Raw genomic sequence first — 22,882 nt, forward strand, 5'->3', positions numbered from 1 at the left:
TCGACAAAAAGCTCATGCGCTACATCCGCCAATACAACAAGCAGGCCGCCCCGTTGAAGTGGAAGTACTCCGATCCAACTCGACGCATCCGGTGCAATTCATCCGGTTCAATGGACTAGGGAATCGGCGATCTGCGGGATGGGTTGGCCTTGCAGCACCGTGCGGCATACGAGCCGTTCGCGCTGCGACAGCGCCGCGCCGCTGGCCGACAGGCGCTGTTCGAACCGCTGCAGCAGCGCGCCGTCGTCCGAGCGTCCGTTGACGGAGGGTGCGCATCGTTGCGCACCACGTGCCGGCCCCGCGCGTCAGAACATCGTGTTCGCGTTCGCGGACTTTTCCGGTACCGACTGGATCACGTCCCAGTGTTCGACGATCTTGCCGTCCTTGACGCGGAAGATGTCGACGACCGCTTCGCCGCGATCGCCCGGACGCTCGGTCGCATGCACGTGCAGGTAGACGAGGTCGCCGTCGGTTGCGCTGCGCACGATGCGTGCGCGCGATGCCGGGTTCTTCTGGAACGCGCCGACGAAGTACGAAACGAACGGCTTCTTGCCGTCCGGTACGTGCGGGTTGTGCTGCTTGTAGTCGTCCGCGACGACGACGGCGGCCTCGACGGCTTCGTGCTTGTTGAAGAAGCGGTCGTAGAACGTCAGCACGAGCTGGCGGTTGGCTTCCTCGGCGGCCAGGTCGCGCGTGGCCGGGCCGGTGGCCAGCGCGGCCGTCGACGCGGCCAGCAGGACGAGCGCGGCAACAGCGCGAACGGGGGAGCGGAGCGATGACATGTAGCGGGTTCCTTGTCTGACGAAGCGTGGGTTGGTGCGCGATGCGCGACGGCGGGTCGAGCCTGCCGAGGCGATCGGCGGGGCACGGGCGACGGCGCATGGTCGCGGATACACGAGCCTTGTCGAAGCGAGGCCGCGGGCCGTCGTCATGCTTCGTTGAACTGGCGAATCCACGCGGCTGTCGGGCCGATCGAATGGTACAGTTGCCGCGAATTCGTCACAAGAAGTCAGCGCGGTGTGAACAGGTCACACCGCGCTGACCATGCGTTGCCCTTGAAAGAGAAGCCAGTCATGTCGTTCCTGCCCGCAGACGAACCCGTCGAACTCGATCAGCCATGCCCGATTCGCGATGTGCTCGACCGCATCGGCGACCAGTGGAGCCTGCTCGTGCTCGAGGCGCTGTCCGGCGGGACGATGCGTTTCAATGAACTCGGCCGTACGATCGGCGATGTGTCGAACCAGATGCTGTCGCGCACGCTCAAGCGCCTCGAGCAGGACGGCTTCGTTAGCCGTACGCTGTTCGCAGAAGTGCCGCCGCGTGTCGAATATGCGCTGACCGAGCTCGGGCATTCGTTCCTGACGCCGATGCAGGCGATGATCCGGTGGGCTGACGAACATCATCGCGCGATCTGCATCGCGCGACGTCGTGCACGGGACCTGGAGGGCGGCGGGCGCTGAGCGGCGCGCTTGCGCCGTCTCGTCGAGGGGCGGCGTGCTGCGGATCGGGCGCGACGAGACGTGGCACGGCATGGCAGCATGCGCATCGCCGTTGAGTGATTTCGTTATCCGAATGATCTTGTCGGGTTGAGAGGGGGCGCCGATGTTGCAGTGCGTTCCATTCGTCCCGCATGCGGCGATGTGCTGGCGGTGCCCCGTTTACAAGGGCATGCGCGGGGGCGACCGCAACGGCAGTCTTCCACCGCATGGTGCACGACGGGTGCGGCAGGATCCAGTCGAGACGGGGTGGTGCGCCGCAGATCGGCGGGCATGCCGATGGTCGAGGTGCGTGACTGGATACCTCGGCACCGGTTTGGGCGCCGGAATCGGGGTGGGGGGCAGGATTCGCGGGGATGCTTGCCACGCACCATGATGTCGGGGCCGAACGGCGCGGATTCGCCCGCGCCGCCCGGCTCCGGGCCTGCCATCGGCCGGGCCGGGGGCCTGCCTATCGCCACGTACCGTCGACGTAGATCCACGCCTGTCCCTGGCGGCGCCAGTAGCCGGGCACCCACCGGCGTCCGGGGCGCCTTGCGACCCAGCGGCCGGGTACCCATATATAGCGGCCGCGCTGCCAGCGCCAATAACCGTCCGTCCATATATAGCCGTGCGGCCGTGGCGGGGGCGGGCGGCGGTCGTGCCGTGCCGTGCGGCCGGCGGTGCGAAGCCCGGGCGGTCCGGATAGGGCGGGCCGCCAGGCACGCGATTTGGGCCGGACGGGCGGTACACGGGCGGCGCGGGCTGGGCCGAGGCGGCGCGGAGCCAGCCGCCGGTGCCGACGAGGGCGGCAGTCAATCCGATGGCGCGTAACAACGAGCGTCGATTCATGGCGTGTCCTGTTCTGTATCCGAGGCTGCCTTACATTAGCCTGCCAGTCGGCCGGCCGGGTTACGCGAGCGGTTAAGGCTGTTACCGCCTGTCACGGCAGGCAGGCGAGCCGTCGCAGGTGGAGAACGGCCTTTCTGTATGGGTGGCTGACGGATGGATGTGATCCGCTGAACGAATGACGGGCCAGTTTACTGGCTGATGGATGCGTTTTAGGTGCCCGGCGCCTGAAATTCGAGACCAGAATGGGTAAAATTTGCCGATTTTGGGGTGTCGCATCGGATCCGTTTGTTGTTTCTATGCAACCGTCAAGACGATGACATGAAAGAATGGTGCGATGAAAGCCTCCAAAAAGCCCCTGTCAAGAAGCCAAAAACAACTGTCAAAACAAATACTTATAACGCGGCCCCATTTCTATTATTTCTAGTTCTGGAAAAGCTTATTTCTTTATTTGCGGATCGCGCCCCTAGGGTACACCCCTAAACTCACGGTTCCCAAACGGGCAACTATCCGGGCGCTGCCAGCAGGATCGATGGCGCTCCCGGGCGGTTGCAGACCGTTTATGAACAAGGTCGCGAGACCTGCCTCTTTTTAGAAGGGAGCTCCACGAATGAACAAGACTCTGATCGTTGCAGCAGCTGCAGCATCGTTTGCTACCGTCGCTCACGCACAAAGCAGCGTCACGCTGTACGGCGTCCTGGACGCAGGCATCACCTACACGAGCAACGTCCAGCCGGCACTCGGCCAAGCTGGCAAGTCGCGCTTCGCAATGGGTTCGGGCATTGACCAGAGCCGTTTCGGCCTGCGTGGCTCGGAAGACCTGGGTGGCGGCCTGAAGGCAATCTTCACGTTGGAAAGCGGCTTCGGCATCGGTGACGGCAAGCTGGGCAACAACGGCGGCATGTTCAACCGTCAAGCATTCGTCGGCCTGTCGAGCCAGTACGGCACGGTCACGCTGGGTAAGCAGTATGACGCAGCACAAGACTACCTGGCGCCGCTGACGGCAACGGGCTCGTGGGGCGGCACGTACTTCGCGCACCCGCTGAACCTCGACCGTCTGAGCACGACCGGTGATGTCGCAGCGAACAACACGATCAAGTTCACGAGCGCGAACTACGCTGGCCTGCAATTCGGCGGCACGTACTCGTTCTCGAACAACACGAACTTCGGCAACAACCGTGCGTACAGCGCGGGCGCTGCATACCAGTACCAAGGCCTGAAGCTGGCAGCTGCATACTCGCAAGCGAACCTGGGTGACGGTAGCAACGCAAACGGCGCGACGTCGTCGGCAATCGGTGGCATCGCTAGCCAAGGCCGTGTTCGCACGTACGGCGCTGCTGCTGGCTACGCATTCGGCCCGGCACAAGTCGGCGCAGCATGGACGCAAGCGCGTCTCGACAACAATGCAGCCGGTGCTCTGGGTACGGTCCGCACCGACAACTACGAAGTCAACGCAAAGTACAACCTGACGCCGGCTCTCGGCCTGGGTGCTGCTTACACGTACACGAACGCGAAGATCAACAACGGCAGCACGCACTGGAACCAGTTCGGTCTGCAAGCTGACTACGCACTGTCGAAGCGCACGGACGTCTACGCACAAGCTGTGTACCAGCGTGCAGCGAAGAACGGCGTTGGCGCATCGATCTACAACGGCAGCAACTTCAGCGACAACCTGCCGAGCTCGTCGATCAACCAAACCGCAGCAACGGTTGGTCTGCGTCACCGCTTCTAAGCGTGACGGCGGGGTAACCCGCTTCGCAGCATCGAAAAAGGCGCCTTCGGGCGCCTTTTTTCATATGCGGAACGTGATGTCGGCGATACGCATTGCTTGGGCGCAAAAAAGCGAGGCAGATGCCTCGCTTTTTTCGTCGTGCACTGCTGCGGCGCGGTGCCGCCGGCAGGTGGCTCAGCGCGTGTATTCGCCGTTGGCTTCCGGCTGGAACACGATCGCGGCGACCTTCATCAGCTTTTCGGCGCCGCTCGGCTGCATCACCTTGACCATCTGGCCGCGCTGGGTGCCCAGCAGCGCCATGCCGACGGGCGAGAAGACGTTCAGGCGGCCGAGCTCGAGATTGGCGGCGTCCGGATAAACAATCGTCCAGGTGGCTTGTTCCTGGGTCGCTTCGTCGAGCAACGTGATCTGCGAGTTCATCGTGACGACGTTCGCCTTGATGGCATCGGGCTGGACGATGTCGGCGCGCTCAAGCAGCGTATCGAGCATCGTCTGGAAGCGCGGGTTGTGTTCGGCGTGCTTTTCAAGGCGAGCAACGTCGAGTTCGGTCAACTGGTAAAGGCGTTGTTTCATGGCAGTTCTCCAAATGATCGGCAGGGGCAGGCGTGGCATGCCTATGGGGATCGCCCGGAGCCTGTCTGACCTGGCTCCGGGAGGAGACCGAGCCGTCAGATCAGGCGCCGGGCAGGGGCGAGCGGCGCCTGGGCCGTGCGTCGAGCGAGGGGATGCGCCGGATAACCGGCGCACGCGCGCACGCCGGCCGGGCCGGACGGCGAAACCGAAAGGGGCGTGAGCGCGTACATGGTGGATGGAAGATCGACTGTTGAATAAAACCTTACGATTCTACAACACAACCTTCGGGATATGTGATCTGGCTGTTGGCATTTCGTCAGAGATTGTTGTGCAGATGAAGCAAGTTGCACCGATATCGCTCGGAGTATGCCGGCGATTTTTGTCAAAACCGCAACGCTGTATGTTCAAACCAAGGGTTTCCCCTTGGGTGGGCGAGAACTACACTGCATTCATTCGCTTCAGACAGTCCTGCCGAGGCGACGTCATAAGAGAACATACTCCGGAGGTAAATCATGAAGTCGATCATCTACGTAGCCATCGCCGCATCCGTCCTTGCCACCCCGATCGCATCGTTTGCACAGTCCGACCAGGGGCTGACCCGCGACCAGGTCAAGGCCGAGCTCGTGCAACTCGAACAGAACGGCTACAAGCCGCTGGCGAGCGATTCGCAGTATCCGGACAACATCCAGGCCGCCGAACAACGCATTCAACCGAACCAGCCGATGCTCGCGCAAGCCGATACGAGCGGCTACGGCGCCGTGGCAACGGGTGCCGGCCAAGCGGGCCGTCGCATGACGCGGGAAGCAGCGAATCCCGTGAACTCGGTCTACTTCGGCAACTGAACGTCCCCGGGTCTGCCCGCGCGTACCGCTTAATCGACGAGACGCGCACCAGTTGTGCGCGTCATTCGCCCGCAGGAGCAGAACCTCCGTCGCCGCATTCCGGCGGCTTTCCGCCCAGACGCTCGCGCGTTTGGGCCTTTTTTGCTGGAGCGGGTCAGGCGGACGTGACTGCGGGCGTGCCGTGGATATAGTGTTCGAGCTGGCTGATCGTGAATTGCTGATCGGCAATCACGCTCTTGACGAGGTCACCGATCGAGATGAGGCCGACCAGCTTGCCGCCGTCGAGGACGGGCAGGTGGCGCATCCGGTGCTCGGTCATCAGCGCCATGCACTCGTCGGTGGATTGCGACGGTTCGACGTAGCGTACCTTCGCCGTCATGATTTCCTCGACGCGGGTGGCTTTCGACGAGCGGTCCTGCAGGACGACCTTGCGCGCGTAGTCGCGCTCGGTGACGATGCCCGCGATGTCGTCGCCGTCCACGACCAGCAACGCGCCGATGCCTTTTTCCGCCATCAGCTTGATGGCGTCGTAGACGAGATCGGTTTTCGTGACGGTGTAGACGGTGCGGCCCGAATCCGGCTTGGCCTTGAGAAGCTGCGCGACAGTCGTGCTCATTCGCTTTCTCCGTGTGCAGGTCGATGCTGGGCAGGCAGGACGTGATGCTTGTCACCCGATGGGCCCAGTATAGCCGCGCAGGTGGCGGCAGTCGCGTGACGATTCCAGATTAGCGGTAAACTCCGGTCACGCACTATCCACACAACTCCTACATTCCTGAACGTTTCGATTGAATTCATGATGTCTTCGCGTCCCCAATCGCCCGCGCCGGGCAATGGCCAGGCCGACGAGTGCGTGACGCTCGTCGCCACCGCGTCGCTGCCCACGCGCTACGGTACGTTCACGTCGTACGCTTTCCGCGTATCCGGCAGCGATGCCGAACATCTCGCGCTCGTGATGGGCGACGTCGCCGGCGAGCAGTCCGTGCTGACGCGCCTTCATTCCGAATGCCTGACCGGTGACGTGTTCGGCTCGTACCGTTGTGACTGCGGCGAGCAGCTCGATCTCGCATTGCGCTACATCGCGGCCGAAGGCCGCGGCGTGCTGCTGTATCTGCGCGGGCATGAAGGGCGCGGGATCGGCCTGAGTAACAAGATCCGCGCGTACGCGCTTCAGGAGCAGGGGCGTGACACCGTCGAGGCGAACCTCGACCTCGGCCTGCCCGACGACGCCCGCGAATACGACTCGGCCGCCGCGATCCTCCGGATCCTCGGCGTGACGTCGGTGCGACTGATGAGCAACAACCCGGCGAAGTTCGACACGCTCGCGAAGCACGGCATTCCCGTCTGCGAACGCGTGGCGCTTGCGGTGCCCGTGCGCGAGGAAAACGAGCGTTATATCCGCACGAAGCAGACGAAGTTCGGGCATTACTTCGAGGAAAACGAATAGTTCGCCGGACATTTGAGTGAACGCCTGTGTATTTTCTAGATCGTTGAAAAATAAGGATATCTTGATGTTTTCGTGGTGCGATGACGCCTGCTTTGTCGAATGCCGGAAAATAATGAGCGAATGAAAAGAGGATAATATCCGGATTGACGAGTAACGGTGTGGTGTTCTGGTGTTTAATATAAGGTCATAAATTTAAAAGAATTTGTGTGTGGGGCCAGCGTTGAATCGATTAATCTCCATTCGCCTTCCCCTGTTTGGGCCGGCTACACCGGTGTAGGTTTTTTCCTGTTGGGGGAGAACCTACGCCACATATCGCTTTCCGCAAGAACCTACGCCGGGAATCGACGACGTTTCTCGCATCGCCGCGATGCCAGGGCAATCATCGCAGCAAGTGCACTTGCCCGTAAAACAGGGGAACGTTCGAGAAGCGTGCCGCCAGGTGATGGTCGGCCTGCTGGCTGAGGAATGCCGCTATAGTCGGAGGGGAGAGACTCGCTTGGATGACCCTGCTAGCAAGCGTGGCTCGCCGACGATACTGAGGCTGGCCTGCTTATCAGATCCTTGCTGATTCGATGGTAGCGAGAGGCTACACTTACCTGACAAACGGCAGCCAGAAGCAAGCTTTACAGTTGCCGCCGATGTTTGATAATTCAAGTTGCGCCGCCTCGAGGTGATCGGCGGTCGTGAGCAGGTCTATGCTCAATACATAAGTCAAATATTCGGCAGGAGCCATGTATTCGTCTGATGCGCATTCAGCAGCTGACTTGGCTTTGGGCCGCTACTATCAAGCTGTATATGCCTTGCGACTGCTATCAATCAATCACGAGGACGTTAGCGTCAGTATTGAGTCGGGGGCGATGTGTATCTTGAAAAAGCAGCAAACGCGAGTTCCATCAGCTAAAACAGAGTCTCGATACGAACAAAACCATCGGAATCATGAGTCGTGGCGTTTGCCGTACGTTGACGGTCTGGCTTGAATGCTGCAAGCTCGGCTGTTTTCTCAATCGAAATTTGTTCTCGCGACCGTTGCGGTACTTCGGAAAGATTCAAAGCTCGAAATTTGTGTGCTCAACAAAGGCTCAGATCAAACTGAGCTCGTTGCGGCGTTGACGAAGGAGTCTGAACGCGTCCGGAATGAGCCTCAAAAAAGTGAAGAACGCTGGCAAACCGGAGACGGAATGGCCTCACGCAGCGTGAGCGGAAGACTGCGAGAGCTTTCACGATGCGACGCCAACTGAACACGTCGGCTTGATAGATCGCGTAACGGTTTGTCACAATGCTTTCAATATTAGCGAGGCGCAAACCGAGATCAAGGCGCATTACCGGCGCGCCCTTCAAGACTGGCCGTCCTTCAAGGCTCCGTTAGAAGTTCGGCGTATTGACAGAAGTATGAGAACCAGGGCTCATCCGAGGATGCTACTTATATCTGTCCGGGTTAGGGGCTGTCGGTTGGCATCCGGAGTTCGAAGCCTTGCTTAAGGCCATACCCACTACCAAGAATAAAGGTTGCCACCGATGGCGCCCCTCCCGTCACGCCAGTTTGTTTGGACGCGTTCTATCCCGGGATCTGACGTGACGTATTCTGCACAGCATTCCCGTGGCAATATTCTGACAATACGCCCTGCGGACTTGAAGGCGGTGGCTTTAGCACTCCGGCGGCGTTCCGATGCGGTCGTTCGCACAAGATTGATCACTCGTGGTTTTGCGTCGTCGGCTTCTGCACCTTACGATTGGCACGGAAAAGCATGGATCTGGATTGGAAGCAGCGCACGCATCAGTACGTCCAGTCGCGACGTCAACACCCCGCTTGGCAATTATTGGCGGCGCGTAGCGCGCCGCTCGTGCTGAGTTGCTTGCAGACGTTGTTTGAAAAGAGTCACGATGGCATTGAGGTCGAGGCGGCCGAACAGATGCTTGCCGCTGTATTGGAGCAGCACGCGAATTCCGACGAATTTGGTGTTGACCCGGAGAGCGATTACGCGGTGCTGGCGCGCAAGGAGCTGCGAGGGTGGATCCGTCGTTCGTTGCTGATTGAGCGGGCCGGGCGCCTTTATGCAACCGATGCGTTGGAGGAGGCGCTGCGATTTGTCGCTGCCCTGGACGGGCGCCTAATGACCTCGACGGCGTCACGACTGTCGATCGTGCAACGCGAGATCGAAAATCTCGAATCCAACCTGAATCCGGATCGTCGGAGCAGATCGCGGTATTTGCAGCGCAAAATCCAGGAGTTGGAGCGGGAACTAGAAGACGTCAAGACGGGTAACGTGCGTGCGATGACAGAGTCGGAGGCCATCGAGGGTATCCGCGAAATCTACAATTTAGCCACGAGTTTGCGCGCCGACTTTCGCCGGGTCGAAGACTCGTACCGGGAGGCCGATCAGGCGCTGCGACAGTCGATCGTTAGCGAGCGCGGTCACCGGGGTGCGATCGTGGACAAACTACTGAACAGCCATGACGAACTACTGGAAACTGCTGAAGGAAAGGTTTTTCGCGGTTTTCAGCAGCAGTTGGGACGCTCAGCCGAACTAGACGCGATGAAGCATCGCTTGCGTCAGATTATCCTGCATCCCGTCACCCGCTCGGCGCTCAATCCCAGTCAACAACATGAGTTGCGCTGGCTCATCATCCGTTTGATCGACGAATCGGCTGCGGTCATCCGCGCAAGAGCCAGAAGCGAGCGTGATGTCAAGGGTTTCCTCCGCACGGGACTGGCGGTCGAGCATCACCGGGTCGGCGAATTGATAGGCGACGTGCTGCAGCAAGCGCTGACGCTCGACTGGGCTAGCGCCTCGGTGCGCGGCACGGAGGGCCCATTGCCGCCCGTTGCGATTTCCGTGGCGGGACTGCCACTCGTCGAAAGAATCCGGTTCAAAGTCATCGAGGACGAAGCGAAACTCGTGCTCGAATTGCAAGCGCAAAGAATGGATCCGCGATCCATCGACGACGAATTTTGGGAGGCTTTCGACGGTTTGGACCGGCAGGCGCTGTATGAGAGTACGGTGGCGCTGCTCGAACAAAGCGGCACGCGCATGGGGATCGCAGAGCTGGCGCTGCATCTACCGCCGACGCACGATTTGGAAACAATTGCGCTTTGGTTGAGCATGGCGCGGGAAGCCGGAGTTTCGATGGACCGGGAGCGGGAAAGCGTTGATGTGGTGGGGCGTGATGGTGTGTCGCTGCGCTTTAACGTGCCTCTCCTGGCGCTCGGTTTCGAGGACCTGCGCGGCCTGGATATGGAGTTATAAGATGGTAAGCATTTTCGATACGCTGACGGCGCCGAAGAAAGAGGGAGGTGAGGTGGATGAGGTCGCGCAGCTGTCGGCGGCCAATGACGAGGTCAGCGAATCCGACGCCGGCTCATCTGCCGAGACGACTAGTTTCACACCCCGTGACGTGAAGGATGTATGTCAGGAACTGCTCAAGTTCGGTTTCCTAGAGGTTGCTCGCAAACCCAATCTCTACCGGATTGCGGTGACGAGTTGTGCTGACATCAATCGCATTCTGGAGCCGCTGGATTTGGTGCTCAAGATCGACGACATTCGCGGGCTGGCTTTCCTCGTTGTCCCTCAGTCGTACTGCTGCGATTCCGAAGACGATGAATGGTCTCATCCCCTGGTCCGCCGTCAGCGCCTGACGCTGGAGCAATCGCTCCTGGTTGCCCTGTTGCGGCAGCACTATCTGGTTCATGAGCAGGAGTGCGGCATCGGTGTACCAGATGCGCCGGCGCTGGTCGAGGATGTTGCTGCTCAACTGCAGCTTTACCTTGGGAACATGGGGAGCGACACGCGGGAACTCCAGCGCGCGCGCAATCTGCTCGACAAACTCAAGCCGCATGGGATCGTCTCGGAAGTTGACCCGCAGGACCAGTTCTTGATTCGCCCGATTATTGTTCATCTTGCGAATCCCGAGAACCTGCTGGGATTGCTGCAGGCACTCAAGCAGGCGTCGTCAGACACAGAGCGCGCGGATGAGCGGGCGCCGGTGCAAGATGACGGGGAGAGGGCATGATGATGGCCAACTCGGATCCTCGCACTATTGACGCGCTGTTGCCGCCAGCGGCATTCATTCTCACCCACCTCGATATCTTCAATTGGGGCCCTTTTGGCGGGCGCCATCAGGCCGAGATCGATATCGAAGGCACTGCGATCATCGGCCAAACGGGTAGCGGTAAAACCACGCTCGTCGACGCCTTGATGACGTTGATTGCTGCGCAGCCGCGCTACAACCTCGCGTCGACCGGAGGGCACGAAAGCGATCGTGACCTTGTGTCGTATGTGCGTGGGGTTTCCGGTGCGGGGCGTGAGGGCGACACCGACCACATCGCCAGGCCGGGAAAGACCGTTTCAGCGATTGCGGCGACGTTTGGCAATGGCAGCGACACGTTGACTATTGCCGGGTTATTTTCACTGGAGGGAACCGGCTCCTCGGCCACCGAACTCGACAGGATTTGGATGATCGTGCGGGGCGCGGAGCTTGGCCTTGATGAGCTGCTGGAGTTGCACAACGCCGGGGGCAAGCGGGCACTCAAGCAACACGAGCGGACGGGTTCAGGCATTCTGACGGTATGCGACAGCAAGAAGGCGTACGTCCTAGAGTTGCGTCGCATCTTCGAGGTCGGCGAGAACGCCTTTACCCTGCTTAATCGGGCCGCAGGCCTGAAGCAACTCAACAGCATTGACGACCTCTTCCGGGATCTGGTGCTGGACGATCGATCGGCCTTTCAGCGGGCGCTGGAGGTGGCGTCCGAGTTCGACAATCTCGCGGAGATTCGCGAGGAGCTGGAGACGGCACGAAAGCAACGCGATTCGCTGGTTCCGATCGAAAAGGGCTGGATGCAGCGCGCGGAGAGACTCGAGCAGCACGACCTTCAGGATTACCTCCTCTCGCTTTTGCCGATCGCGGTTGCATTGCGCGAGCATCAATTATGGGTCGATCGGGAAAGCGAGCTTGGACAGGAGAAGGCGCGCTGTGAGCGACAGATCGAAGCCCACTCCCATCATTCGAAAGAGCTCGAATTAGAGGCGCAACGGCTGCGCGACATCTATCTTCGGGATGGCGGTAGTGGCATCGAAGAAATCGAAGCCAAGCTTGTGACCGAACGCAAGCACTTGGAGACGGTTCAACGCCACGCGAACGATTATCTGTTGATCGCAAAGAAGCTTCAGTTCAGCCAAACGCTTACCCCGGAGGCGTTCCAGGAGAACGAGGCCAGTGCGCAGGCGCTGCTCGCTTCGACAACTGCCACGATCCAGGCGGTGGAGCGCGAAGCATACGCCCGAGGGGCCGCGAAGTCGGCCACTGAACAGGTGCTTGCAGAGAGGCAGGCGAGCCTAGCAAACGCAAAGTCACATCCGGGTTCTAACATACCGCCGCCGTATCAGCAGTTCCGACGGGATCTTGCCGATCAATTGAACCTGGACGATGAGGATCTGCCCTTCGTTGCGGAACTGGTCGAGGTGCAAAAGTCGCAGTCTGCATGGCGTGGCGCGATTGAGCGCGCGATGGGTGGGCATCGGTTGCGCATCATGATTCCGGCCTCGCGCATGAAGCCTGCGCTTTCATGGGTGAATGGCCGTGACAACCGACTGCACGTTCGTCTCGTGGAAGTGATGGAGCTGGATCGCCCTGTCGAATTCCTGGCCGACGGCTTCACACGGAAGCTCAACTTCAAGGACCATCCATATCGGGAAGCCGTCCAAGGACTACTTGCCCAAATCGACCGACACTGCGTGCCGTCACCCGAGGTGTTGAAACACACGCCGCATGGTATGACCGCGCAGGGGCTCATGTCGGGTAAGAGCGGCTTTTTTGAAAAGCAGGACAAGACGCCGTTGAGCCAAGGATGGCTTACCGGCTTTGACAACAAGGACCTTCTCGAGGCGCTTGAGCGTCAGTGTGAGGAGACGGTGCGCGAACTCACTGAATATACGGCAAGTTTTGAGGTAGCGAAGGCGCGCGTCAGCGATGAGCAGGTTCGCCGCGCAATGCTTGACCGTGTTGTATCGATCAATTTTGCGGACATCGATGTGCCGCAGGCCGAACGTGAGGTGGCGGACTCCACCCGACGTCTTTCGGTCCTGACGGATCCGGCGTCGGATACGGCGAGGGCGAAGCAGGCGTGGGAAAACGTTCGCGTGGAACTTGAGAAGACCAGTCGAGCCCGCGACGAGAGTATCAAACAGCAGACCAAACTCCAGGGGCAGTATGACACTGCCACCAGTGGGCGCGAACGCGCATTCGCAACAATTGGCGAGGGGCTGGATACTGTCGAGATGGCGCTGGTCGGGCAACACTTTGATTTCGCGGGCGTCCAGACGGTGGATGCACTCACGCAGCAGCAGACGCAAATCGGCGTTCGGTTGCGTGCACGGCTCGACGAACTCGCTACAAAGATCAACGATCAGGAGCGGCAATTGGTTCGTAGCATGGGCGCGGCGCGCGGTGTTGACTCTGGCGCCTTGGCCGAGGTCGGCACGGAAGTCGAGGACGTGCCACAGTACCTGGAGCGACTGCGGGTGCTCAGGGATGAGGCGTTACCCGAAAAGCTGGATCGTTTCCTTGGGTACCTGAATCAATCCTCGGACGAGGGGGTGACGCAGTTGCTCCGCAGTATTGATAACGAGGTCGAGACCATCGTCGAGCGGATCGAAGATTTGAACGCCACGATGCGTCGCGTCGACTTTCAGCCGGGGCGGTATCTGCAACTCGAGCCACGTCGGGTCATCCATGAGAGTCTGCGAACGCTTGAGCAGGCGCAACGCAATCTGCGCACCGCGACGCTGCAAGACGATCAGGGTGAGAGCCAGTTCAAGGCGTTAGCCGAGGTCGTCAGGCTCATGAGGGACGCGAGCGAGCGCCGCACGACCGTGGGGGCGAGAGCGCTTCTGGACCCACGCTATCGGCTACAGTTTGCGGTGTCCGTGATCGACCGCAGTTCGGGGGCGGTTTTCGAAACCCGCAAGGGATCTCAAGGCGGTAGCGGTGGAGAAAAGGAGATCATCGCCAGCTACATTCTGACCGCTTCATTGAGCTATGCGCTCTGTCCGGATGGCAAGGACCGCCCATTGTTTGGCACCATCGTGCTGGACGAGGCGTTCTCGAAGAGTTCGCAGGCGGTGGCAGGGCGCATCATTTCAGCACTGCGAGAGTTTGGCCTCCATCCGCTCTTTGTGACGCCGAACAAGGAAATGCGTCTACTTCGAGCGCACACGCGCTCAGCCATTCTGATCCATCGAAAAGGACTGCAGGCCACGATGACGTCTTTGAGTTGGGAGGAACTGGATGCTATTGCACGGACCCGGCAGATGATCGGACGCGATGAAATCACCGAATGATATGGCTGCCCGCCTAGCCCGGGCGTGGCAATCGGCTGATGAACGTGAGGCGCGGCTGTTTAGCCCCGACGCCTGGCCGCTGCAATTGCCGATTGGCAAACCCAGTCCCAAGGCTTTTACCGAGCAGACGGAAACTGTTAAACGGCATTGCGATGCTTGGCGAGCGGTTGAGATTGGCATCGTGCATTGGGAAACCGTTGCCTACCGTGCGGGTGACAGGCCCGTGCAACTGCCGCACCGATGGGAACTGAGGAATCCATCGGAGTGGGTGCGTGCGACCCAGAATGTTACGATTGCCGCCGAGTACAAAAGGCTCGGTGAGTTGGCTCGGCACATGGACGCACAGTTTCGTACACTGGTAGTGCGTCAGCGGAGGTTGGTGATGGAGCGTCCGGTGCACGAGGTCATCAAGGCTGGGGAAGTGGCCTTGGCGTTATTGCCCGGCTGTGCGCAAGGTCGTCCGCTGCGGGCGCTCAGTGTCTGCAATATCGATAGCAAATTCTTCGAGCGGCACCGGGCATTGCTCTGTCAAATGCTCGACGTTCGCTTTGACGGACAAGTCTCCGAACTGGGGCTCGAGGCCTTCCTCGGTGCGCCCGAGGAGGACGAGCGTTGGTTGCTGGTCGTGCCGCTCGCGGCCGGAATATTGCCGTTTCGCCAGCAGCGCATCCGAGCCGGTGAACTTGTTCAGCTTCCGCAGCGGGTCAGCCACATCATCATTGTCGAGAACGAACAGTCGCTTCACCAGTTGGCGGAACTACCTGATGCCGTGGCGATCCTCGGGGCGGGGCTCAGCTTGGGCTGGACGCATGATCCGTGGCTCGCGAGCAAGCGGGTAGCATATTGGGGGGATATGGACACCTGGGGCCTGAAAATGCTGGGGAAAGTGCGCCAGGCTATTCCGTCCGTGAGCGCGCTGCTGATGAATCGGGACTGCTTTGAACAGTACGCGGCTGATTTGGCCGTGCGTGAGCTCATTCCAGTCGATGGGCCGCGGCCTGATGGGCTAACCGAGGACGAAGGCGCCTTCTTCGAGTATCTATTGGGGCAGGAGCGGGGCCGTCTGGAACAAGAATTCTTGCCGAAAGATATTGTGGGAGCAGCCCTGCACGCGTGGTATCGAGCGTAAGGTAACCATTGCTGAGCAAGTACCCGCAGCATAGGTCCTTGCCGTGCACGCGGATTGCGCCAGGGGCGATCGCGTCCGCACAGCCATGGGCGTCCGCCTACATCTTCGAGATCCGCGTCTTGCTCCAGCGATTGCTGAGCGAGCCGCCCGGACCGAACGGCAGTACGAACAGCGGGCTCAGTCGAGTCTTGCGGTGCGCTGTAAGGGACCTCGGTTCTCTGTCTGCGACCTAGGCCAATCAGCGATTTTTGCATCGATGTCTGAAGCACCTCAAGAGGCATCCGCCCGACAAATTATGTCGTCGGCTCGGCAAATATTGAATCGGTAACCCATTGGTAGGTAAGGAATTTTAGGTGGTTTATAATGAAACCTCGTGCGCTGGATCAGGAGGTGACGGATGAATCTGGACAGTAAGCTTTTGATGTCGTTGAAGAAGCGGTCGGGTAACGTCGTGCTTCGACGTGAATTGGCCGGCCTAGGGAGTGCGTCACACCTGAGTGCTGCGCTTCAGCATTTGGTTGCCGACGGGCGCCTCATTCGACTTGGTGCGGGCGTTTATGCTAAGACTGGTCTGAATCTCGACGGCAACGCGCGATCCGTGGTCGGAGGTGAGGTACTGTTGCGTGAGGCACTAGGGAAGCTGGGCGTCGAGGTGCTTGATGTGACAATTCAGCACGAAAACGGTCGTTCCGTTTGCCTGGTTAATACCGGCACGAGCCGGATTTCTCGCAAGCTTGGCTGGGACAACATCACTGTGCGGTACGTCGGTCAACATGAAAGGCCACAGAAGGGCGCAGCCCCGACGCTACCAGCAGATATCGACAAGCTGCCAACCCGAAATGTCGGCAAGTTTGTTGAGCGGCTTGCTCAAGCCTACGGTATCCAATTCCGGCGCTCGGGCATCGATGATTTCGCCGAAGCAGTAACGCGAGCCGCGGGTGACGATGTCGAGCTCGATCTCACGGGCAAACTGCTGGTTGCACTCAAGAAGCAGGATCGGATTGACGGCCGGCAGTTTGCCCGATTGATGGCGAATCACATAAGGGAGATCAAGCGTGTTCGATCCGTTCGGGGACTACGACACCAGGGGCTACCTGCGTAACGTTGAAGGTATCAAGGATCTGGACGAACTCAAGTACATCGAACATGGGTTCTTCGAGTCGAACCTTGAAGCGGCATTGGCGTACCTTCACGCAGTCAAAGGTCCGATCGCCTACGAGCACTTCCTTGAAGTTCATCGAATCCTGTTCAGTGAGTTTTACCCGTGGGCGGGCCAGGATCGCCATACTCTTGGTGTCGGGCGATTGGTCGGAAAGGGGCAGCGAATACAGTTCGAAGCTTCGGAATTGTGCCAGCGTGCAGTCGAATGGGGACTGTCCGCGGGCAACAATCCAAAGGCGATACGCGCAGAACCGGGTATGGTCATGGGCGCTTTCGCCTGGGGGCATCCTTTTCTCGATGGGAACGGTCGTACCATGCTTCTCATCCATGCAGAGCTTTGCCACCGCGCAGGCTTCGCCATCAATTGGAATGCGTCCCGGAAAGACGATTACCTCGAAGCGCTTACCCGGGAACTGGAAAATCCCCAAGGCAAGCATCTGGACTCGTATCTCCTGCCTTTGTCGGTCGCTCCCATTGTCGGGGGCGAACTCCGCGATCATCTCATGTTATTGCGCGGCCTGAACGGAGAGGCTGGAAGCAGTGCTCCGAATGTTGCATACCGAGCGGACGACCCGGTGGCAAACCAGAACTACCTCGAGTTGAAGCGTGCGCGTGGAGCGGATTGAGCGAGGTGCCGCCCCCTGAGCGGCGAATTCCACGGCATGTGTGGAGTAGGTTTTGGCGTAAGTTTCGTCAAGCAGGTTTGCTGGGTAAGGCTATTTCACTACTTCGAAGAAAACGAATAACCGCCACGAGCGCGCCGGCGCCCGTTTCTCGTCTCCTGTTCCCTGGATCGTCGCCGGCAGAAGCGGCGATCCCGATTTCCCCTTCGTCCGTTCCACTTTCGGGTTTGCGATGGCGCTCGCGTTACGTCGCCTGAACGATCCGTCTCCCGCATGTCCACACCGTCGAAGATCGAAACCGAGCGACTGACGCTGCGTCGCTGGCAGCCGACGGATGCGGGTGCGCTGTCGGCGATGCGCGCGGATCCGGCTGTAGCCGCATGGCTCGTGCGCGGCCCGATGTCCGTTGACGAGGCGAGCGACACCATCGCGCGCTTCGACGCGCATTTCGATGCACACGGTTTCGGCCCGTGGGCGATCGAGCGCCGCGCCGATGCGATGCTGATCGCGGTGTGCGGCCTGTCGCACGAAGTGCGTGCAACGCATCCGATGGCGCCGTGCGTCGAGATCGTGTGGCGGCAGGCGCGTCACGCCTGGGGGCACGGCTATGTTGCCGAAGCGGCCGCCGCCGCATTGGCCGACGGGTTCGATCGGATCGGGCTCGGCGAGATGTTCACGTGGACGGCCGACACCAACCTGCGATCACGGCACGTGATGCAGCGGCTCGGCATGCAGCGTCAGCCTGCGCGTGATTTCGACCATCCAGCGTTGCCGGAAGGGCATGCGCTGCGCCGGCACGTCGTGTATGCCGCCCGCGCCGCCGGTCTGGCCGGCGCGTAACGGCTCACGCGTGTTTGCCTGTCAGCGCCACGTGCCGTTCTGCAGCACGATCCGGTAGCCGTCGGCATCCTCGAAAGTCTGGCCGGATATTTCCCAGTACGGATTGAACGACGTCGCCGGCATGAAGCCATGTTCCGTGGCGCGCGCGCAGGCGGCTTTCCATTCCGGCCGATCGGGCAGGTAGAACACGATCAGGTCTTCGGGCGTTGGGGACGGCGCGATCGGATGGTCGGGGCAGTGCGTGAATTCGAAGTGATAGTCGAGGCCCTCGCGTCCGAGCATCACGCCGGAAAAGCCGTCGTGATCTTCAAAGCGCGCAAGAACGGACAGGTCGAGAGCGTCGCGATACATGCGCTCGGTGCGGGCGAGGTTGCTGACCGGGCGGGCAATGCGCAGATGGGCGTGCAAGATGGCCTCGGGGGCGACTGGCGGGCCGGTCAATGATAAGCCGGCCGATCGATCCGGCTTGCGCGAGGCGAATGGATCGCGCCTCGGCGCATGTTCATCGTATTGAACGATATGGGCTCGTTTTGGCCAAACTCTCGGCCAAACGAATCGAACCGTCGTACCTCGTCTCGCGAAAGAAAAAACATGACGCTTCCGATCAAATGCGCGCACCCCGTTGCAGCGGGTGCTTGTCCGGACGACCTTCGACGTCCTGCTTTCGCCTCGGCCTGCCGATCGATGGGCCGAGGTGCGTATCCCCGACGAGAGGCCTCAAATGGGTAACCCCGATCTCCGTCGGCCGGTTGCCGGCCCTTATCGCCAGTCGCGATGGGCGGGCGTGCTGGAGGTTGCCTTTGGATGGGTGGCCAAGGGGACGATGATGCTGGCCGGACTCTGTATGGTCGCGTTGATGGCCCTGACGGGCGACGTGAGCGCGCTGGCAGACCTGCCAACGACCAAGAAGTGCTGGTTGTACCTGCTGCTGGCAATGATCGCGGCGGTGGCGCTGATATTTGCAGTGCACCACTACTGGCCGCGGCCGCCCGGTGTGCGCCCGGCAGGTTAGGCGGGGCGGAACGAGATGTGTCCCCGAAATTCGCGCAGGCAAGAAAAAAGCCCGCTACATTGAGCGGGCTGAATCCATGTTTGGAGACATGGAGGAGACAAACGCAAATTTAAGGGAAAACCCGAGTCATGGCAAGCCCTAGTTGTATCGATACAACTTCCTGTTGCGCCGCATCACATGCCGCCAGCCCGGGCGTGGGCCGCAAAGGCGCTGAAGCGCTCCTGCGCGACCGGTAACGCGTACTTGTCGCGCATCTCCGTCTCGATCCACGCGCAGGCCTCGCGCGCGCAGTCGGTCAGCGCGTGCCGCGTTGCATGGCCATCGATGTCGTAGACGAAGCGCACACCGACCTCGTCGTCGGCCACCTGCCGCTCGAGCTGGTTGAGCTGCAGTTGCGGCCCATGCTGTTGCGACAGCGCACGCAATTCGTCGAAGTGATATTCGAGCCAGTCGGCAAAGAACAGCGCGTCGCTGTGGCACGGCAGCCGGAAGGCCGCGCTGCGTGACGGGCGCGGCCCGGCTTCGCCGGCCGATGCGTGCGGCTCGCCGCCGGCGGCGATGGACGTGTCGACGGGCGCGAGCGGTTGCCGAATCCGGCGGTAGGGCTCGCGATCGCGCAACGCATGCCACAGCAATTCGTCGCCGGCGGCGCCGGACGGCTGCATCGTCAGGTCATGCCGGCCTTCGCCGGCCGGCGTGATGTCGCGGATCACGAGGCGCAGCGAGCAGAGTGGTTCGTCGGCGACCAGCAGCGTCGCCGCGCGCGGCAGCCCGCACACGAGCGGCGCGGCGCCGGCGGCACGGAACACAAGGCCGCGACGGTCGAGCCGTACGAGCGGCAGCGGCCGCGGAAACGACGGGTAGGCGACTGCGATGCGGGCGCCGTTGGCGCTCGTCAACCCGGGCATCATCGCGCGAAAGACCTGAGACTGGTCCACGTTGATTCTCCTTCGTTACGATGCCGCCCGGACAGAAACGCGCGTTTCGGTTCAGGCCGCGATGGCTTGCCGGGCGGCCTGCCCCGGCTCGATTCCTAGTGCAGCAAACGTTTGCGGATCGATATCGATCCAACACGCGACCACCAGACGCCCGTCTACCTGTTTCGGCGGGCCTGCGCGGTGCGCGTGTATGCCGATCCGGCGGAACAGCCGCTCCATGCTCGCGAACGTCACGCCGATCAACTGCCGTGCGCCAAGCTGCGCCGCGCATTCGACGACGGCCGCGAGCATCGGGCGCACGGCCCATTCGGCATTGCCCGGCCCGCCTTCGTCGTCGGTTGCCGCGAACCGGGACAGCTCCCAGACGGCGGCCGATTGCGGCAGCGGCATGTCTTCGGCGATCAGGTCGGCGAACAGCGACTTCAGCAGATACGGGCGCGTCGTCGGCAGCAGGCGCGCACATCCGCACATGTCGCCGCTGGCGTTTCGCGCGAACACGTACACGGTATCGTCGCGATCGAACTGGTCGCGCTCGAAGCTTTCGTTCGCCGACGGGAGCGCCCAACCAAGCTGCTCGACGAACACACGGCGCCGATAGCGCCCAAGATCCGCTGCAAGTTCGTGTGGCAACCGCCCTTCCTCGTGAACGAAGGTCCGCATGGTGTCCTCGGATCTGTGCTTTTGTATGCACGCATTACATCGCGCAGCACGAGGGGGCTGTAACTGGTAACTCTTACAGGGTGCCGTTGGAAAGACGTCGTTTAGGACGTGGTAACGGTTTCTTGATCAACGGGATTGAAAACCGTGCCGCTTTTGCTTATAAAGAGCGCCAGCGTCGCGGAAATTGTCAGAGGAATAGATGCGCAGCCAGTTGTCACTGGAGCGTCGGACCGGCATGATAGGCGTCGTTGTGCCCGAGCAGGGCCGACGCGACCGCGGCGGGCCAGTCGATGCACGCGAGCCGTGCGGCGAGCGCGGCGGCTGTGCGGAACATGCCGATGTCGGCGCCCGTGGCGTCGATGGCCATCACGTTGCTGCGGACGTCGCCGCCCGCGATCACGAACGTGCCCGTCGCGCGTTCGAGATACCAGTCCCAGCCGATCGTCACGTAAGCGACGCCGGCACTGGCCGGGCGATGCCATTCGGTATAGCCGGCAAGGCGTGCGTCGATTGCGCTGTCGCGCAATTCCGCAAGCAGCGATGCGTCGAGGCCGCTTGCGACATGGTCGAGCGCAAGCACGGCCAGTGCGCCTTCTGACAGGCGTACGTAGCCGTCCGGGGACGGGCCGGAGACCGGGTGCAGCAAAGGTGAAGTCATGCGCGGAATGTATCAGCCTCGAACGGGGGCTGGAACCTGACAAGTATGACAGCGTGACGTTGTCGGAGAATGAATGGAACTGCGCTGGCAGGATGCCTATCAACAATTCAGCGCCGCGGAAGACGAGCAGCAGCTCTTCCAGCGGATTGCCGCCTATTCCAAACGGCTGGGATTCGAATAGTGTTGCTACGGCATTCGCGTTCCACTGCCTGTTTCGAAGCCGGCGATTGCGATCTTCAATACCTATCCGGACGGCTGGATGGCGCATTACCAGGCGCAGAACTACATCGAGATCGACTCGACGGTTCGCGACGGCGCGCTCAGCACCAACATGATCGTCTGGCCGGACGTCGACCGGATCGCCCCGTGCCCGCTGTGGCAGGACGCGCGTGACTTCGGGCTGTCGGTGGGCGTGGCGCAGTCGAGCTGGGCGGCGCGCGGCGCGTTCGGCCTGCTGAGCATCGCCCGCCATGCCGACCGGCTGACGCCGGCCGAAATCAACATGCTGACGCTGCAGACGAACTGGCTCGCGAACCTGTCGCACTCGCTGATGAGCCGCTTCATGGTGCCGAAGCTGGCGCCGGCGGCGGGCGTCACGCTGACCGCGCGCGAGCGCGAGGTGCTGTGCTGGACGGCCGAGGGCAAGACCGCGTGCGAAATCGGCCAGATCCTCAGCATCTCGGAGCGAACGGTCAACTTCCACGTCAACAACATCCTCGAGAAGCTGGGCGCGACGAACAAGGTCCAGGCGGTCGTCAAGGCAATCTCGGCCGGGCTGATCGAGACGCCCTGACGGGGAGCGAGGGCGGCAGCGCGAGAGTTTGCTGCCGCCAGACGGCTCACTCCATCATCGGCTCTGCTTCCTTCGCGGTCCAGCTCACGCTGGAAATGCTCTTCTCCATGCTCATCCGGCTCGCGATCTGCTCGAGCTTCTGCTGATCCTTCGGATGCAGCTTCAGCGTCGCGGTCACCTTCAGCCGGTCCGGCTGGTCGGGCACGTCCTCGCTCGTGAGGCTCTGGAACGACAGCGGCTTCGCATACATCGAGTTCGACAGCAGCGTGCGGATGTGCACTTCGTCGGAGGTCAGGCAGATCACGGTGATCTGGTATTCGCGCACGAGATCGGCGTTCGATACCGGCGTCGCGTTGATCGCCTGGCTGACGCCGCGCAGCACCGTATTGGTGAGTAGCACGACACCCGTGCCGGCAAGTGCGGGCACGAAATGGCCGGAGCCGGACAGCACGCCGACGGCGGCCGAGCACCACAGTGTCGCGGCGGTGTTGATGCCCTGGATCGAGCCCTTGTCGCGCATGATCACGCCGCCGCCGAGAAAGCCGACGCCCGACACGACGTAGGCGGCGATCTGCGTGACGCCGGCGACGCCGTTGCCGGTCAGCACGCCGAGCGTGACGAACAGGCATGCGCCGCTCGCGACGAGCGTGATGGTGCGCAGGCCGGCCGTGCGCTGGCGCATCTGGCGCTCGAGGCCGATGGCGACGCCGCAGGCGAACGCAGTGAAAAGACGGAGTGCGAAATCGAAAGTCATGGTTGTCCTGCCGTGCAAGGTGCGCGTGCCGTTTCGCGTCGCAGCGGCGCAAGGCCGAAGGCGAC

Annotated in this window: 20 protein-coding genes and 3 pseudogenes; 14 read left to right on the forward strand and 9 right to left on the reverse strand. The window is 61.2% G+C overall.

What is annotated here, in order from left to right; translation table 11 throughout:
- Nucleotides 1-119 (forward strand): annotated as a pseudogene (locus tag HWX36_RS37445) (IS630 family transposase); the annotation flags it as partial.
- 186 nt (nucleotides 120-305) lie between these two features.
- Here the strand turns inward: HWX36_RS37445 and HWX36_RS31480 are convergent.
- A complete protein-coding gene (locus tag HWX36_RS31480; protein ID WP_175957733.1) occupies nucleotides 306-782 on the reverse strand; it encodes a nuclear transport factor 2 family protein in 477 nt (158 codons plus the stop codon).
- A gap of 291 nt (nucleotides 783-1,073) precedes the next feature.
- Between HWX36_RS31480 and HWX36_RS31485 the strand changes: the two genes are divergently transcribed.
- Nucleotides 1,074-1,460: a helix-turn-helix domain-containing protein gene (locus HWX36_RS31485; protein WP_175957734.1), complete on the forward strand. Its 387-nt coding sequence runs from the start codon at nucleotides 1,074-1,076 to the stop codon at nucleotides 1,458-1,460.
- A gap of 487 nt (nucleotides 1,461-1,947) precedes the next feature.
- Here HWX36_RS31485 and HWX36_RS31490 read toward each other — a convergent pair.
- Nucleotides 1,948-2,327 (reverse strand): annotated as a pseudogene (locus HWX36_RS31490) (YXWGXW repeat-containing protein).
- Nucleotides 2,328-2,934: 607 nt separating this feature from the next.
- Between HWX36_RS31490 and HWX36_RS31495 the strand changes: the two are divergent.
- The gene (locus HWX36_RS31495; RefSeq protein WP_174932560.1) at nucleotides 2,935-4,056 is read left to right on the forward strand and encodes a porin; all 1,122 of its coding nucleotides are present in this window, start codon (nucleotides 2,935-2,937) and stop codon (nucleotides 4,054-4,056) included.
- A gap of 174 nt (nucleotides 4,057-4,230) precedes the next feature.
- On the opposite strand, the gene HWX36_RS31500 is transcribed toward HWX36_RS31495, so the two are convergent.
- Nucleotides 4,231-4,629 (reverse strand): GreA/GreB family elongation factor, encoded by a 399-nt coding sequence (locus tag HWX36_RS31500; RefSeq protein ID WP_006486027.1) that lies wholly within the window; start codon nucleotides 4,627-4,629, stop codon nucleotides 4,231-4,233.
- Between the two features lie 512 nt (nucleotides 4,630-5,141).
- On the opposite strand from HWX36_RS31500, the gene HWX36_RS31505 reads away from it, so the two are divergent.
- Nucleotides 5,142-5,471: a DUF4148 domain-containing protein gene (locus HWX36_RS31505; protein ID WP_175957735.1), complete on the forward strand. Its 330-nt coding sequence runs from the start codon at nucleotides 5,142-5,144 to the stop codon at nucleotides 5,469-5,471.
- Between the two features lie 154 nt (nucleotides 5,472-5,625).
- Here HWX36_RS31505 and HWX36_RS31510 read toward each other — a convergent pair whose 3' ends face one another.
- Nucleotides 5,626-6,087, reverse strand: a complete 462-nt coding sequence (locus tag HWX36_RS31510; RefSeq protein ID WP_175957736.1) for a CBS domain-containing protein — start codon at nucleotides 6,085-6,087, stop codon at nucleotides 5,626-5,628.
- Nucleotides 6,088-6,264: 177 nt separating this feature from the next.
- Here HWX36_RS31510 and ribA point away from each other — a divergent pair, with 177 nt between their 5' ends.
- The 8 genes from ribA to HWX36_RS31550 all read left to right on the forward strand — a co-directional run bounded on the left by ribA (nucleotide 6,265) and on the right by HWX36_RS31550 (nucleotide 18,002).
- On the forward strand, nucleotides 6,265-6,915 hold the full coding sequence (ribA, locus tag HWX36_RS31515; RefSeq protein WP_175957737.1) for a GTP cyclohydrolase II: 651 nt from the start codon (nucleotides 6,265-6,267) through the stop codon (nucleotides 6,913-6,915).
- Between the two features lie 1,745 nt (nucleotides 6,916-8,660).
- Entirely contained in the window at nucleotides 8,661-10,160 is a 1,500-nt protein-coding gene (locus HWX36_RS31520; RefSeq protein WP_175957738.1) for a DUF3375 domain-containing protein, read from the forward strand.
- Between the two features lies 1 nt (nucleotide 10,161).
- Nucleotides 10,162-10,923 carry a DUF4194 domain-containing protein gene (locus tag HWX36_RS31525; protein ID WP_175957739.1) on the forward strand — a complete coding sequence of 254 codons (762 nt, stop codon included), beginning with the start codon at nucleotides 10,162-10,164 and terminating at the stop codon, nucleotides 10,921-10,923.
- Nucleotides 10,920-14,249 carry an SbcC/MukB-like Walker B domain-containing protein gene (locus HWX36_RS31530; protein ID WP_175957740.1) on the forward strand — a complete coding sequence of 1,110 codons (3,330 nt, stop codon included), beginning with the start codon at nucleotides 10,920-10,922 and terminating at the stop codon, nucleotides 14,247-14,249. Before HWX36_RS31525 ends, HWX36_RS31530 begins: the two co-directional genes overlap by 4 nt.
- The gene (locus HWX36_RS31535; RefSeq protein ID WP_175957741.1) at nucleotides 14,233-15,378 is read left to right on the forward strand and encodes a Wadjet anti-phage system protein JetD domain-containing protein; all 1,146 of its coding nucleotides are present in this window, start codon (nucleotides 14,233-14,235) and stop codon (nucleotides 15,376-15,378) included. Before HWX36_RS31530 ends, HWX36_RS31535 begins: the two co-directional genes overlap by 17 nt.
- A gap of 397 nt (nucleotides 15,379-15,775) precedes the next feature.
- A complete protein-coding gene (locus HWX36_RS31540; protein ID WP_175957742.1) occupies nucleotides 15,776-16,480 on the forward strand; it encodes a hypothetical protein in 705 nt (234 codons plus the stop codon).
- Entirely contained in the window at nucleotides 16,434-17,165 is a 732-nt protein-coding gene (locus tag HWX36_RS31545; RefSeq protein WP_175957743.1) for a Fic family protein, read from the forward strand. Before HWX36_RS31540 ends, HWX36_RS31545 begins: the two co-directional genes overlap by 47 nt.
- Nucleotides 17,166-17,435: 270 nt before the next feature.
- The gene (locus HWX36_RS31550; protein WP_175957744.1) at nucleotides 17,436-18,002 is read left to right on the forward strand and encodes a GNAT family N-acetyltransferase; all 567 of its coding nucleotides are present in this window, start codon (nucleotides 17,436-17,438) and stop codon (nucleotides 18,000-18,002) included.
- Nucleotides 18,003-18,023: 21 nt separating this feature from the next.
- Here HWX36_RS31550 and HWX36_RS31555 read toward each other — a convergent pair whose 3' ends face one another.
- Nucleotides 18,024-18,410 (reverse strand): VOC family protein, encoded by a 387-nt coding sequence (locus tag HWX36_RS31555; RefSeq protein WP_175957745.1) that lies wholly within the window; start codon nucleotides 18,408-18,410, stop codon nucleotides 18,024-18,026.
- 313 nt (nucleotides 18,411-18,723) lie between these two features.
- On the opposite strand from HWX36_RS31555, the gene HWX36_RS31560 reads away from it, so the two are divergent.
- Nucleotides 18,724-19,014: a hypothetical protein gene (locus HWX36_RS31560; RefSeq protein ID WP_175957746.1), complete on the forward strand. Its 291-nt coding sequence runs from the start codon at nucleotides 18,724-18,726 to the stop codon at nucleotides 19,012-19,014.
- Nucleotides 19,015-19,187: 173 nt separating this feature from the next.
- Here the strand turns inward: HWX36_RS31560 and HWX36_RS31565 are convergent, their stop codons facing one another.
- The 3 genes from HWX36_RS31565 to HWX36_RS31575 form a co-directional block, all read right to left on the reverse strand.
- A complete protein-coding gene (locus tag HWX36_RS31565) occupies nucleotides 19,188-19,952 on the reverse strand; it encodes a hypothetical protein (RefSeq protein ID WP_175957747.1) in 765 nt (254 codons plus the stop codon).
- 51 nt (nucleotides 19,953-20,003) lie between these two features.
- Nucleotides 20,004-20,612, reverse strand: coding sequence for an acyl-homoserine-lactone synthase (locus tag HWX36_RS31570; RefSeq protein WP_042976961.1), 609 nt, complete (start codon nucleotides 20,610-20,612; stop codon nucleotides 20,004-20,006).
- A 214-nt stretch (nucleotides 20,613-20,826) separates the two neighbouring features.
- On the reverse strand, nucleotides 20,827-21,270 hold the full coding sequence (locus tag HWX36_RS31575) for a DUF4902 domain-containing protein (RefSeq protein WP_175957748.1): 444 nt from the start codon (nucleotides 21,268-21,270) through the stop codon (nucleotides 20,827-20,829).
- 73 nt (nucleotides 21,271-21,343) lie between these two features.
- Here HWX36_RS31575 and HWX36_RS31580 point away from each other — a divergent pair.
- Nucleotides 21,344-22,063, forward strand: a pseudogene (locus tag HWX36_RS31580) (autoinducer binding domain-containing protein).
- 46 nt (nucleotides 22,064-22,109) lie between these two features.
- Here the strand turns inward: HWX36_RS31580 and HWX36_RS31585 are convergent.
- On the reverse strand, nucleotides 22,110-22,817 hold the full coding sequence (locus tag HWX36_RS31585) for an MgtC/SapB family protein (protein WP_175957749.1): 708 nt from the start codon (nucleotides 22,815-22,817) through the stop codon (nucleotides 22,110-22,112).
- Between the last annotated feature and the right edge of the window lie 65 nt (nucleotides 22,818-22,882).

The sequence above is a fragment of the Burkholderia sp. BCC0405 genome (assembly GCF_902833075.1).
In the GTDB taxonomy this organism is placed as follows: Bacteria; Pseudomonadota; Gammaproteobacteria; order Burkholderiales; family Burkholderiaceae; genus Burkholderia.

What these genes read in the sequence shown, in the direction of transcription:
- HWX36_RS31480 (WP_175957733.1), bottom strand. Translation starts at nt 782, where the DNA reads ATGTCATCGCTCCGCTCCCCCGTTCGCGCTGTTGCCGCGCTCGTCCTG.
- HWX36_RS31495 (WP_174932560.1), top strand. Translation starts at nt 2,935, where the DNA reads ATGAACAAGACTCTGATCGTTGCAGCAGCTGCAGCATCGTTTGCTACC.
- HWX36_RS31540 (WP_175957742.1), top strand. Translation starts at nt 15,776, where the DNA reads ATGAATCTGGACAGTAAGCTTTTGATGTCGTTGAAGAAGCGGTCGGGT.
- HWX36_RS31525 (WP_175957739.1), top strand. Translation starts at nt 10,162, where the DNA reads ATGGTAAGCATTTTCGATACGCTGACGGCGCCGAAGAAAGAGGGAGGT.
- ribA (WP_175957737.1), top strand. Translation starts at nt 6,265, where the DNA reads ATGATGTCTTCGCGTCCCCAATCGCCCGCGCCGGGCAATGGCCAGGCC.
- HWX36_RS31550 (WP_175957744.1), top strand. Translation starts at nt 17,436, where the DNA reads ATGTCCACACCGTCGAAGATCGAAACCGAGCGACTGACGCTGCGTCGC.
- HWX36_RS31570 (WP_042976961.1), bottom strand. Translation starts at nt 20,612, where the DNA reads ATGCGGACCTTCGTTCACGAGGAAGGGCGGTTGCCACACGAACTTGCA.
- HWX36_RS31485 (WP_175957734.1), top strand. Translation starts at nt 1,074, where the DNA reads ATGTCGTTCCTGCCCGCAGACGAACCCGTCGAACTCGATCAGCCATGC.
- HWX36_RS31520 (WP_175957738.1), top strand. Translation starts at nt 8,661, where the DNA reads ATGGATCTGGATTGGAAGCAGCGCACGCATCAGTACGTCCAGTCGCGA.
- HWX36_RS31575 (WP_175957748.1), bottom strand. Translation starts at nt 21,270, where the DNA reads ATGACTTCACCTTTGCTGCACCCGGTCTCCGGCCCGTCCCCGGACGGC.
- HWX36_RS31560 (WP_175957746.1), top strand. Translation starts at nt 18,724, where the DNA reads ATGGGTAACCCCGATCTCCGTCGGCCGGTTGCCGGCCCTTATCGCCAG.
- HWX36_RS31510 (WP_175957736.1), bottom strand. Translation starts at nt 6,087, where the DNA reads ATGAGCACGACTGTCGCGCAGCTTCTCAAGGCCAAGCCGGATTCGGGC.
- HWX36_RS31505 (WP_175957735.1), top strand. Translation starts at nt 5,142, where the DNA reads ATGAAGTCGATCATCTACGTAGCCATCGCCGCATCCGTCCTTGCCACC.
- HWX36_RS31535 (WP_175957741.1), top strand. Translation starts at nt 14,233, where the DNA reads ATGAAATCACCGAATGATATGGCTGCCCGCCTAGCCCGGGCGTGGCAA.
- HWX36_RS31530 (WP_175957740.1), top strand. Translation starts at nt 10,920, where the DNA reads ATGATGATGGCCAACTCGGATCCTCGCACTATTGACGCGCTGTTGCCG.
- HWX36_RS31585 (WP_175957749.1), bottom strand. Translation starts at nt 22,817, where the DNA reads ATGACTTTCGATTTCGCACTCCGTCTTTTCACTGCGTTCGCCTGCGGC.
- HWX36_RS31500 (WP_006486027.1), bottom strand. Translation starts at nt 4,629, where the DNA reads ATGAAACAACGCCTTTACCAGTTGACCGAACTCGACGTTGCTCGCCTT.